We start from the raw sequence: 12137 nt of genomic DNA, 5'->3' as shown, positions 1-12137 counted from the left end.
CGCAGTGATCCGGCCACGGCTGCGCCCGGCCCGCGAGGCCGGGCTGCCCAGGGGGCGGTACGCCAGGTAACCTCCAGCTCATGTCCCGCCATGTCGCCATCGTCACCGATTCAACGGCCTACCTTCCGGCCCGGACGATGGAGCGGCACGGCATCACAGCGGTCCCCCTGACCGTGGTCCTCGGCGACCGCGCGCTCGAAGAGGGCACCGAGATCTCCACCCGTTCCCTCGCCCAGGCGCTCCAGAAGCGGCGGCCGGTGACGACGTCCCGTCCCGGCCCCGAGGTCTTCGCCGCGGCCTACGGCCGGGCCGCCGAGGCCGGCGCCACCGGCATCGTCTCCCTCCACCTTTCCGCCGAACTCTCCGGCACCTACGACGCGGCGGTCGTCGCGGCCCGCGAGGCGCCGGTGCCGGTACGGGTGGTGGACACCGGCATGATCGCCATGGCGCTCGGATTCTGCGCGCTCGCGGCGGCGGAGGCCGCGGAGGCGGGCGGCACCGTGGACGACGCCGTCACGGCCGCGGAGAAACGGGCGGCGGGCACCGCCGCCTACTTCTACGTCGACACCCTGGACTACCTGCGCAGGGGTGGACGCATCGGGGCCGCGCAGGCCCTGCTGGGGTCGGCGCTCGCCGTCAAGCCACTGCTCCAGCTGACCGACGGCCGCATCGAATCCCTGGAGAAGGTGCGCACGGCGTCGAAGGCCATCGCCCGCCTGGAGGAGATCGCGGCCGAACGGGCGGGCGGCGCCGAGGTCGACATCGCCGTCCACCATCTCGCCGCCCCGGAGCGTGCCTCGGCCCTCGCGGACCGGCTGAGGGTGCGGGTGCCCGGACTGACCGAGCTGCACGTCAGCGAGGTCGGCGCGGTGATCGGGGCGCACACGGGGCCGGGCCTGCTGGGGGTCGTGGTCTCGGCCCGATGAGGCGACGGCGGGACCGCGCCAGGGCCGTACGGGTGACGGGGTTGTCCACAACCGGGAAGTGATCCACGGGAATCGAGCAAGATCATCGCGGATGCGGTGACGTGCCCGATCCTCCTCGCATGGCATTTCGATCACGTTCACACTCACCTTCACGGTCAGCCGCGGCGACCAGCGGCCCGGGGCGTGCACCCGCGTCCGACGGACGTGCCCGGCACCGCCGGCCGACCACTGCCGGTACCGCAAGGGGGACGGTGCCGGGGCTGGGGCCCGGCGGCCGGGAGGCCCGGCGCGGACAGCGGCTCCGGGGCGGCCGGGACCGGGACGCCTCGGTGGAGGAGCTCCGGCGCCGGGCGGAGGTGCTGTTCGGGGAGGGATCAGGGCGAGGCACCCGGGGCGTCGGAGGCGCCGGGCGGACCCGGCGTGTGCCGAGCTGGGCCGTGGGTGGTGAGGACGAGCCGGTGGCGCGGTCCGGGAGGGGGCCGGCCGCAGCCCGTGGCGATGTGGACGTCGGGGAGGTGGGGACGTGGGAGGAGGTCCCCGGGCCGGCCGCCCCGGACCCGGTGCCGCCGGGGGAGCGGCGGCCGGTCGGCCGGACGGTGCTCGCGCTGCGGGATCGGTTGCCGTTGTGGGTGCGGACGCGGTGCGGGCTGGAACGGCGGAGCGTGGCCGCGCTGTCGGTGGTGCTCGTGCTGGCGGTGGGGTTCGCCGCGCAGCACTTCTGGGCCGGGCGGACCCAGCCCGTGCGGGCACCGGAGGTGGTGGGAGCGGCCGTGCCCCGGGCCGGGGACGGAGCGGGGAGCACGCCAATCGCCCCGGCGGGAGCCGGCGGCACGAGTGCGGGCTCCGGCACGGGCACGGCGGGCACGGGTGCGGCGGGCACGGCGCTGCCCGAGATCGTGGTCGACGTCGGCGGCAAGGTCCGTGACCCGGGCGTCCACCGTCTCCCGGCCGGCTCACGGGTCGCGGACGCGCTGCGGGCGGCGGGCGGAGTACGGCCCGGAACCAGGACCGACGGGCTCAACCGGGCCCGGTTCCTCGTGGACGGGGAGCAGGTGATCGTCGGCGGCCCGGCACCAGTGGCGGGGGCCGGCCCGGCACCGGCGGCGGGCGGTCCGGCCGGAGCGGCGCCGGGCGCCGGGCCCGCGACACCCGTGTCCCTCAACACCGCGACGCTGGATCAGCTGGACAGCCTCCCGGGGGTCGGTCCCGTACTGGCCCGGCACATCCTGGACTACCGCACCCGCAACGGCGGTTTCCGCTCGGTGGACGAACTGCGGGAAGTGAACGGCATCGGCGACCGCCGCTTCGCGGACCTGAAGAATCTCGTACGGCCGTGAACAGCCGGGAGGACCTGGTGCACCCCGGGCCGGCGGACCCGGCGCACCCCGCCCCCACCGACCCGCCCGCCCGGCTGTCCGTGCACGCCGCCTCGGGGAAGCGGCTCGGGGCGTCCCACCCCCGACAGGAGGGGCCTGCCGACCTGCGGCTCGTACCACCCGCGCTGGCGGCCTGGGCGACGGCGGCGGTGATGCTGCACGCCCCGCCCGGCCTGGCGACGGGCACGGTGATCACCTCCTTGCTCCTGGCCGCAGTCCTCCTCACCGGGCGAAACCGCCGGACGGAGCCACGGCCTGCGGGGCAGGAACCCGCGGGAGCCGGACACCCAAGCGGACGGGGCCGGTCGCGGGTTTCCGGAGCCGCGGTGCTCCTCTGCGTCGCCGCCGCCGCCGGATCGGCGGGCCTGCACGGCGCCGATCTGCGGCGGGGCCCGGTGCCGGAGCTGGCGCGGGAGTACGCCTCGGTCACGGCCGAGGTCGAGGTCACCGCCGATCCCCGGCTCACCCGCCCCCGGGCCGGCGCCGGCCACACGGCTCCGACAGCCGTACTGCTCGAGGGAGACGTGCGACGGGTGGAGCGGGAGGGGAACGGTGCGGCGGCCGCGACCCGGGCCCCGGTGCTGATGATGGTCGACGCGCGTTCGGCCCGGCCGGGCCCGCGGGGCGACGGACCGGCGCGGGCGGGGGGTGCGCGGGAGCACGCGCCGTGGCTCGGGCTGCTGCCGTCCACCCGGCTGCGGGTCGAGGGCCGGCTCGCGCCGGCGACGGCGGGCGGTGACCGGTTCGCGGCCGTGCTGCGGGTCAGGGACGACGAGACCGGGCCGCAGACGGTGGAGGAGCCGTCGGCGCCGCAACAACTGGCCGGACGGCTGCGCGCCGGACTGCGGGCGGCGACCGACGGCCTGCCGGCGGACGCGCGAGCCCTGCTGCCGGGGCTGGTCGTGGGCGACACCTCCCGCGTCACCCCGGAACTGGAAGAGGCGTTCAAAGAGACCGACCTGACGCACACCTTGGCGGTGTCCGGTGCGAACTTCACGATCCTCCTCGCCCTGCTCCTCGGCCCACCGGGGCTGGCGCAGTACGCCGAACGCCGCGGTCTCGCGTCCCGCCTCGGCCTCCCGCTGCGCACGACCGCGCTGCTCGGCGGGGCGGTCTCGCTCGCCTTCGTCGTCGTGTGCCGGCCCGATCCGAGCGTGCTGCGGGCCGCCGCCTGCGGATCCGTGGCGCTGCTCGCGCTCGCCACCGGCCGCCGCCGGTCCCTGATCCCGGCACTGGCGACCGCCGTCCTGCTGCTGGTGCTCTACGACCCGTGGCTGGCCCGCAGTTACGGCTTCCTGCTCTCCGTGCTGGCCACCGGCGCCCTGCTCACGCTCGCGCCGCGCTGGAGCGCCGGGCTGCGACGGCGCGGAGTGCCGCCACGGCCGGCGGAGGCGCTGGCCGCTGCGGGCGCCGCGCAGGCGGTGTGCGCGCCGGTGGTCGTCGTGCTGTCGGCGCGGGTGAGCCTGGTGGCGGTGCCGTGCAACCTCCTCGCCGAGTTCGCGCTCGCGCCGGCCACCGTGCTGGGCTTCCTGGCCCTGGCCACCGCCCTGCCGGCCCTGTCAGTGGCGAAGGCGCTCGCCTGGTGCGCGAGCTGGCCCGTGGAGTGGATCGCGCAGATCGCCCGGACCGGGGCGGCGCTGCCCGGCGCCGGGGTCGACTGGCCGGGCGGCTGGGCCGGGGCGGCGCTGCTCGGGGCGTGCACCCTGGTCCTCCTGCCGGTCGGCCGGAGACTGCTGCGGCACCCCTGGTGGTGCGGGGCCTGCGCCCTGCTCCTGGTGCTGCTGGTGGTGCAGCCGCCACCACTGACCCGTGCGGTCACGGGCTGGCCGCCACCGGACTGGCGGATGGTGATGTGCGACGTGGGGCAGGGCGACGCGATGGTGCTGGCGGCGGGCGAGGACACCGGCGTGGTCGTGGACGCCGGGCCGGACCCGGCCCCGGTGGACCGCTGTCTGCGCTCCCTGGGCATCACCCGGATCCCGCTGGTCGTGCTGACCCACTTCCACGCCGACCACGTGGCGGGCCTGCCCGGCGTCCTGCGCGGACGGTCGGTGGGCGGCATCGCGGCCACGGGACTGGAAGAACCCGCCGAGCAGGCCCGGTTCGTCCGAGGACTCGCGGCGGACCGGCACCTGCCGGTGACGCGGGCCGTCGCGGGGGAGCGGCGGCGCACGGGGGAGCTGTCCTGGGAGGTGGTGTGGCCACCGCCGCCGAACACCGGCCACACGGCCGGCACTTGGCCGGCCCCGGCCCCGGAGGGGCCGAACGACGCCAGTGTGGCCATGCTCGTCCGGACGGCGGGGCTGCGCCTGCTGCTGCTCGGGGACATGGAACCACCGGCCCAGCGGGCCCTGGCGAGGTCGCCCGCGGCGGGCCGGCTGGCGGACGTCGACGTCCTCAAGGTCGCCCACCACGGCTCGGCGTATCAGGATCCGGGTCTCGTACGCCGGTTGGCGCCCCGGCTGGCGCTGATCTCCGCGGGGCGCGACAACTCGTACGGACATCCGGCCCCGGGCACGGTCGCCGCGCTGCGGGACGCCGGCGCCGCGGTGCTGCGGACGGACCGGGGCGGGTCGATCGCCGTGCTCGGTGGGAAGGACGGGGACGGAGAGCCGCGGGTGGCGCGACACTGAGGGCATGAGGGAAGCCGCGCACGACCACACGCACGACCGTACGCACGTGGACACGGACGAGGGAGCGAGCGAGGGGGCGAGCGAGGGGGCGAGCGAGGGCCCGGACGCGGGTACGCAAGCCGGCGCCGGTCCGGACGCGACGGCGGTCGGTGCCTATCTGCGGCGGCTGGGTGTCGGGCGGCCGGCCCGGCCCACCACCGACGCGCTGCGCGAACTGCACCTGCGCCACCTGCGGACCGTGCCCTTCGAGAACCTCTCGGTCCACCTCGGTGAGGAGATCGTGCTCGACGGGAAACGGCTGATGGACAAGGTGGTGAGCGGCCACCGGGGCGGCTTCTGCTACGAACTCAACGGGGCCTTCGCCACCTTGCTCACCGTCCTCGGGTACGAGGTCACCCTGCTCGCCGCGCGGGTGCACGGCGACGGAGGACGGCTCGGCATCCCGTACGACCATCTCGCCCTGCGGGTACGGACCTCGGACGGCGGCGACCTGCTCGCCGATGTCGGGTTCGGGGCGCACTTCCTGCTGCCGCCGGCGTTCGGGGAGCGGGGGGACCAGGAGGACCCCGGGGGCACGTTCCGCATCACCGGGGCGGCGCCGGACGCGGCCGGGGCGCGCGGCGGTCATGACGACGCCCCGGGCGCGGACCTGGACGTGCTGCGGGACGGGAAGCGGGTGTACCGGCTGGAGCAGCGCCCGAGGGCGCTCGGCGACTTCGTGGCCGGGGCGTGGTGGCACAGCACCTCGCCGCAGTCGCATTTCACCCGGTCACTCGTCTGCTCACGGGTCACCGAGGAGGGAGGGAGGATCACGCTCAGCGGCCGCCGGGTCACCACGACGGCGGCCAACGGCACGCGTGAGGAGCGGGAGTTGGAGACGGACGAGGAGGTGCTCGCGTTCTACCGGGACCGGTTCGGGATACGCCTCGCCCAGGTGCCCACTGTGAGAAATCCCCACCGGGCCGGCTGATCGCGGCCGGCCGGGTCTTTAATGGCCGACGTGAGCGATGTGAGACATGTGCTGGTGCTGCCCGACCGGGATGCCGCGGAAGCGGTGGCGGAGGAGCTGGGTGAGCGGTTCGGCGTCGACGAGGAGCCGCAGCTCGTACGGGATGCCCTGGCCGGTGAGGACGACGCGGAGGACGCCCAGTGGCTCGTCGTCCTGCGCGACGAGAGGCAACGGCTGGACCCCGGAGTCCTGGACGAGTTCGCGGCCCAGTGGGACGGCTGGCGGGAGGAACCCTGAGCCGGCACCGTGACGTGAGGAGCCACCGCCGTCAGTGGTGCGTGCGATGCTTGTCGCGATGGCCAGGAAGACAGCTCAAGACGACCCTCTCGCCCCGCTGACGCTCGCCGTGGGCCAGGAGGACCTCCTGCTCGACCGTGCCGTGCGGGAGGTGGTGGCCGCGGCGAAGGCCTCCGACGCCGACACGGACGTACGCGACCTCACCCCGGACCAGCTCCAGCCCGGCACCCTCGCCGAGCTGACCAGTCCCTCGCTCTTCGCCGAGCGCAAAGTCGTGGTCGTGCGCAACGCGCAGGACCTGTCGGCCGACACCGTCAAGGACGTGAAGGCGTATCTCGGGGCGCCCGCCGAGGAGATCACGCTCGTCCTGCTGCACGCGGGCGGCGCCAAGGGCAAGGGCCTGCTCGACGCGGCGCGCAAGGCCGGGGCGCGGGAGGTGGCCTGTCCGAAGATGACGAAGCCGGCGGACCGGCTGGCCTTCGTACGGAGCGAGTTCCGGACCACCGGGAGATCGGCCACACCGGAGGCGTGCCAGGCGCTGGTCGACGCCATCGGCAGTGATCTGCGGGAGCTGGCGGCGGCGGTGTCCCAGCTGGCGGCCGACATCGAGGGCACGATCGACGAGGCGGTCGTCGGCCGTTACTACACCGGGCGGGCCGAGGCGTCGAGCTTCACGGTCGCCGACCGCGCGGTCGAGGGACGGGCGGCGGAGGCGCTGGAGGCGTTGCGCTGGTCGCTGTCGACGGGGGTGGCGCCGGTGCTGATCACCAGCGCGCTGGCCCAGGGTGTCCGGGCGATCGGGAAGCTGTCGTCGGCGCGCGGCGGCAGACCGGCCGATCTGGCTCGGGAGCTGGGCATGCCGCCGTGGAAGATCGACCGGGTGCGTCAGCAGATGCGGGGCTGGACCCCCGACGGCGTGTCCGTCGCCCTGCGGGCGGTGGCCGAGGCGGACGCCGGCGTCAAGGGCGGCGGGGAGGACCCGGGGTACGCCCTGGAGAAGGCGGTCGTCACCATCGCACGCGCGGCCAGGTCGAGGGGCCGGGCGTAGGGCCTGCCGCCGCCTTCGGACGTCCTGTCCGGTGACAGGCCGAGGACCCCGCTCCACCGCCCGGGGAAGGGCGGTGGAGCGGGGTCCTCGGTGACGCTCGGAGCCCGTACCCGCGTGGCGAACGCAGGCCGCGTACAGGCTCGGGATGCCGGTCGGGGGCGGAGAGAGAGGGCCCGCCCGGGGTCCTTCCGGCGGTCGGATCAGATCCGGTCAGATCAGCGAGCGGTTCAGCCCTTGAGGGACGCGACCTTCACAGCCAGCGCCGACTTCTTGTTGGCGGCCTGGTTCTTGTGGATGACTCCCTTGGAGACGGCCTTGTCGAGCTGACGCGCGGCAGCGCGCTGGTACTCGGTGGCCTTCTCGGCGTCGCCTGCGGCGGCGGCCTCACGAGCCTTGCGGATCGCGGTCTTCAGGGAGGACTTGACGGCCTTGTTGCGCAGCCGGGCCTTCTCGTTGGTCTTGTTCCGCTTGATCTGGGACTTGATGTTCGCCACGAATGAGCCTCTACAGGTTCTGGCACGGGGCCGCACGGGTCCCGTACCGGTGAATTTCTTGAGACGTGCCCCGCGCCGAGAGGGCAAGAGGCACAACCCCCCACGTTACCAGCGGCCCGGCGGACGGCCCAAACCAGGCCCCGGCCGGGCGCCGGTACGGGCCCGAACCCGGCCCCCGCCGGACCTCCGGCCCCCACCCGGGGCGCCACGCCCCCCGCCCGTGGGACCATGGAAGCTACGTATCGACCCGATCCGACCCGAGACCGCAGACACTGCGGACGCCTCAAGAATCAGGACCCTGCGTGCCCGCGACCCCCAGCCACGTGCCCGAGCCGAGCCGTACCGACCCGGCTCTGATCCGCAACTTCTGCATCATCGCGCACATCGACCACGGCAAGTCCACGCTCGCCGACCGGATGCTCCAGCTGACCGGTGTGGTCGATCAGCGGCAGATGCGCGCCCAGTACCTCGACCGCATGGACATCGAGCGCGAACGCGGCATCACGATCAAGTCCCAGGCGGTGAGGCTGCCGTGGGCGCCCACGGACGACAAGGGCAGCACGCGCATCCTCAACATGATCGACACGCCGGGGCACGTCGACTTCACCTACGAGGTGTCGCGGTCGCTCGCCGCCTGCGAGGGCACGGTCCTCCTGGTGGACGCCGCGCAGGGCATCGAGGCCCAGACCCTCGCCAACCTGTACCTGGCGATGGAGAACGACCTCACGATCATCCCGGTGCTCAACAAGATCGACCTGCCGGCCGCGCAGCCCGAGAAGTTCGCCGAGGAACTCGCCAACCTGGTCGGCTGCGAGCCCGACGACGTGCTGAAGGTGTCCGCGAAGACCGGTCTCGGGGTCGAGGCGCTGCTGGACAGGGTGGTCGCCGACGTCCCCGCCCCGGTCGGCGTCGAGGACGCCCCGGCCCGCGCCATGATCTTCGACTCGGTGTACGACTCGTACCGCGGTGTCGTGACGTACGTCAGGGTCATCGACGGCCAGCTCAACAAGCGCGAGCGCATCCGGATGATGTCCACGGGCGCGACGCACGAGCTGCTGGAGATCGGCACCAACTCGCCGGAGATGCTGCCCGCCGACGGCCTCGGCGTCGGCGAGGTGGGCTACCTCATCACCGGTGTGAAGGACGTCCGCCAGTCGAAGGTCGGTGACACCGTCACCAGCCAGCACAAGGGGGCCGAGGAGGCGCTCGGCGGCTACAAGGACCCCAAGCCCATGGTGTTCTCGGGCCTGTACCCGCTGGACGGTTCCGACTACCCCGAGCTGCGCGAGGCGCTGGACAAGCTCCAGCTCAACGACGCCGCCCTGGTCTACGAGCCGGAGACCTCGGCCGCCCTCGGCTTCGGTTTCCGCGTCGGCTTCCTCGGCCTGCTGCACCTCGACGTGATCCGCGAGCGCCTCGAGCGCGAGTTCGGGCTCGACCTGATCGCCACCGCGCCGAACGTCGTCTACCGCGTGGGCATGGAGGACGGCACCGAGCACATCGTCACCAACCCGAGCGAGTTCCCCGAGGGGAAGATCGCCGAGGTGTACGAGCCGGTCGTGCGCGCCACCCTCCTGGCGCCCAGCGAGTTCATCGGCTCGATCATGGAGCTGTGCCAGACCCGGCGCGGCGTCCTGCTCGGGATGGACTACCTCTCCGAGGACCGGGTGGAGATCCGCTACACCCTCCCGCTCGCCGAGATCGTCTTCGACTTCTTCGACCAGCTGAAGTCCAAGACCCGCGGCTACGCCTCCCTCGACTACGAGCCCACCGGCGAGCAGACCTCCAGCCTGGTGAAGGTCGACATCCTGCTGCACGGCGACAAGGTGGACGCGTTCTCCGCGATCACCCACAAGGACCAGGCGTACGCCTACGGTGTGCGGCTCGTCGCCAGGCTCAAGGAGCTGATCCCGCGGCAGGCCTTCGAGGTGCCGGTGCAGGCCGCCATCGGCTCCCGGGTGATCGCCCGCGAGACCATCCGCGCCATCCGCAAGGACGTCCTCGCCAAGTGCTACGGCGGTGACATCTCCCGCAAGCGCAAGCTGCTGGAGAAGCAGAAGGAGGGCAAGAAGCGGATGAAGATGGTGGGCTCCGTGGAGGTCCCGCAGGAGGCCTTCATCGCGGTCCTCTCCAGCGACGAGAACGCGGGCTCGGGCAAGGCCAAGAAGTAACCGCGGGTTACCGGGGGTTGCCGGGGGAGCGCCCGCCGGACGCCCGGGGTGGAGCGAGGCCCGTCGTGCGCGCGCACGACGGGCCTCCGCGCGTCCGCGCCGGGTCCGCAGCGGGCTCCCCGGCGGCTCCCCGGCGGGTTCGTCGTCCGCCCGTCAGGGGATTCTCTGTGCAAAGTGACAGGCCGTGGCCCCTTACGCAGCCGCCGGTGGGCCTTTACTCTGTCCCTGCTCGACGGTTACTCGCGAGTTAAACAAGGGTACGACAGCGTAACCGGCCGAACACCACCCGCATGTCAGCCGTACACCAGCCGCATCTGAGCCAGCCGCACCGTCGCGGGTCCCGGAGGATGTCTTGAGCGACACACAGACTTTGATCGAGAACCGGCCGCCGAGCGTGGCGACCCTCTTCCTGGAGCGTGTCGCCGCCACACCGGACGCCGAGGCGTACCGCTATCCCGTCCCGCCCGCCTCGGGCGAGGGTCCCGACGACTGGAAGTCGCTCACCTGGGCCGAGGCCGCCGAACGGGTCAACGCCATCGCGGCCGGCCTGATCGAGCTGGGCGTGAACCCGGAGGAGCGGGTGGCGCTCGCGTCCGCCACCCGGGTCGAATGGGTCCTCGCCGACCTCGGCATCATGTGCGCGGGCGCCGCCACCACCACGGTCTACCCGCAGACGAACATCGAGGAGTCCGCGTACATCCTGTCGGACTCCGACAGCCGGGTGCTGATCGCGGAGAACGCCGAGCAGGTCGACAAGGTCGCGGCGAAGCGCGCCGAGCTGCCCCACATCGGCCACGTCGTGGTCATCGACGCGGCCGGCGTCGAGACGGACGACTGGGTGATCAGCCTCGCCGAGCTGGAGCGCCGCGGCACGGCCCGGCTGGAGAAGGACGCCGGGCTGGTCAAGGAGCGGGTCGCCGCGATCACCAAGGACCAGCTGGCCACCCTCATCTACACGTCGGGCACCACGGGCCGCCCCAAGGGCGTCCGCCTGCCGCACGACAACTGGGCGTACATGGCGAAGGCGATCGCCGCGACGGGCCTCGTCCACACGGACGACGTGCAGTACCTGTGGCTGCCGCTCGCACACGTCTTCGGCAAGGTCCTCACCTCGGGCCAGATCGAGGTCGGCCACGTCACCGCCGTCGACGGCCGCGTCGACAAGATCATCGAGAACCTGCCGGTGGTGCGGCCGACCTACATGGCGGCCGTCCCGCGCATCTTCGAGAAGGTCTACAACGGGGTCGCCGCCAAGGCGCGGGCCGGCGGCGGAGCCAAGTACAAGATCTTCCAGTGGTCCGCGGGCGTGGCCCGCGAGTACGCCAAGGTCACCCAGGACAACTTCCGCCGCACCGGCACCGCCAGTGCCCCCTTCGGCCTCACCGCCAAGCACAACGTCGCCGACAAGCTGGTCTACGCCAAGATCCGCGACGCGTTCGGCGGCAACCTGCGCGCCTGCATCTCCGGTTCGGCGGCCCTCGCGCCCGACATCGGCTACTTCTTCGCCGGCGCCGGGATCCACATCCTGGAGGGCTACGGACTCACCGAGTCCTCCGCGGCCTCCTTCGTGAACCCCGGCGAGGCCTACCGCACCGGCACCGTCGGCAAGCCGCTGCCCGGCACCGAGGTGCGCGTCGCCGACGACGGCGAGATCCTGCTGCGGGGCCCCGGCGTCATGGAGGGCTACCACGGGCTGCCCGAGAAGACCGCCGAGGTCCTGGAGTCCGACGGCTGGTTCCACACCGGTGACATCGGCGAGCTGTCGCCCGACGGCTACCTGCGGATCACCGACCGCAAGAAGGACCTCATCAAGACCTCCGGCGGCAAGTACATCTCGCCGGCCGAGGTCGAGGGCCAGTTCAAGGCGGTGTGCCCGTACGTCTCCAACATCCTGGTGCACGGCGCCGACCGCAACTACTGCACCGCCCTCATCGCCCTCGACGAGGTCGCCCTCGCGGCCTGGGCCCAGGAGAACGGTCTGGGGGGCAAGCCGTACGCGGAGATCGTCGCCGCGCCCGCCACGGTCGAGATGGTCGACGGCTACGTCAAGGAGCTCAACGAGGGCCTCCAGCGCTGGCAGACCATCAAGAAGTTCCGCATCCTGCCCCGCGACCTCGACATCGAGCACGGCGAGATCACCCCGAGCCTGAAGCTGAAGCGCCCGGTGGTGGAACGCGAGTACAAGCACCTGATCGACGAGATGTACGCGGGCGCCCGGGAGGTGTGACGCGCAGGGGGTGACC

At 73.2% G+C, this 12137-nt stretch carries 9 protein-coding genes; 8 read left to right on the top strand and 1 reads right to left on the bottom strand.

Annotated features, from left to right (window positions below; genetic code table 11):
- Positions 1-80 precede the first annotated feature (80 nt).
- The 6 genes from ACWZEH_RS10635 (at position 81) to holA (ending at position 7229) form a co-directional block, all read left to right on the top strand.
- Positions 81-926, top strand: coding sequence for a DegV family protein (locus ACWZEH_RS10635; RefSeq protein ID WP_456197768.1), 846 nt, complete (start codon positions 81-83; stop codon positions 924-926).
- A 119-nt stretch (positions 927-1045) separates the two neighbouring features.
- A complete protein-coding gene (locus tag ACWZEH_RS10630; RefSeq protein WP_456197766.1) occupies positions 1046-2263 on the top strand; it encodes a ComEA family DNA-binding protein in 1218 nt (405 codons plus the stop codon).
- An 80-nt stretch (positions 2264-2343) separates the two neighbouring features.
- The gene (locus ACWZEH_RS10625) at positions 2344-4935 is read left to right on the top strand and encodes a ComEC/Rec2 family competence protein (protein ID WP_456199530.1); all 2592 of its coding nucleotides are present in this window, start codon (positions 2344-2346) and stop codon (positions 4933-4935) included.
- Between the two features lie 4 nt (positions 4936-4939).
- The gene (locus ACWZEH_RS10620) at positions 4940-5905 is read left to right on the top strand and encodes an arylamine N-acetyltransferase family protein (protein ID WP_456197764.1); all 966 of its coding nucleotides are present in this window, start codon (positions 4940-4942) and stop codon (positions 5903-5905) included.
- A 30-nt stretch (positions 5906-5935) separates the two neighbouring features.
- Positions 5936-6181, top strand: coding sequence for a hypothetical protein (locus ACWZEH_RS10615; RefSeq protein WP_456197762.1), 246 nt, complete (start codon positions 5936-5938; stop codon positions 6179-6181).
- A 58-nt stretch (positions 6182-6239) separates the two neighbouring features.
- The gene (holA, locus tag ACWZEH_RS10610; protein WP_456197761.1) at positions 6240-7229 is read left to right on the top strand and encodes a DNA polymerase III subunit delta; all 990 of its coding nucleotides are present in this window, start codon (positions 6240-6242) and stop codon (positions 7227-7229) included.
- 227 nt (positions 7230-7456) lie between these two features.
- Here holA and rpsT read toward each other — a convergent pair whose 3' ends face one another.
- A complete protein-coding gene (gene rpsT, locus ACWZEH_RS10605; protein WP_456197759.1) occupies positions 7457-7723 on the bottom strand; it encodes a 30S ribosomal protein S20 in 267 nt (88 codons plus the stop codon).
- A gap of 302 nt (positions 7724-8025) precedes the next feature.
- Here rpsT and lepA point away from each other — a divergent pair, with 302 nt between their 5' ends.
- Complete coding sequence (gene lepA, locus ACWZEH_RS10600) at positions 8026-9894, top strand: translation elongation factor 4 (RefSeq protein WP_456197758.1); 1869 nt, start codon at positions 8026-8028, stop codon at positions 9892-9894.
- 352 nt (positions 9895-10246) lie between these two features.
- On the top strand, positions 10247-12121 hold the full coding sequence (locus ACWZEH_RS10595; RefSeq protein ID WP_456197756.1) for an AMP-dependent synthetase/ligase: 1875 nt from the start codon (positions 10247-10249) through the stop codon (positions 12119-12121).
- Positions 12122-12137 lie beyond the last annotated feature (16 nt).

The organism is Streptomyces yamdrokensis (assembly GCF_053890455.1).
The sequence above is the reverse complement of the archived record's forward strand: the minus strand, read 5'-3'. Positions and strand labels throughout refer to the sequence as shown.

What these genes read in the sequence shown, in the direction of transcription:
- ACWZEH_RS10635 (WP_456197768.1), top strand. Translation starts at nt 81, where the DNA reads ATGTCCCGCCATGTCGCCATCGTCACCGATTCAACGGCCTACCTTCCG.
- ACWZEH_RS10630 (WP_456197766.1), top strand. Translation starts at nt 1,046, where the DNA reads ATGGCATTTCGATCACGTTCACACTCACCTTCACGGTCAGCCGCGGCG.
- ACWZEH_RS10620 (WP_456197764.1), top strand. Translation starts at nt 4,940, where the DNA reads ATGAGGGAAGCCGCGCACGACCACACGCACGACCGTACGCACGTGGAC.
- holA (WP_456197761.1), top strand. Translation starts at nt 6,240, where the DNA reads ATGGCCAGGAAGACAGCTCAAGACGACCCTCTCGCCCCGCTGACGCTC.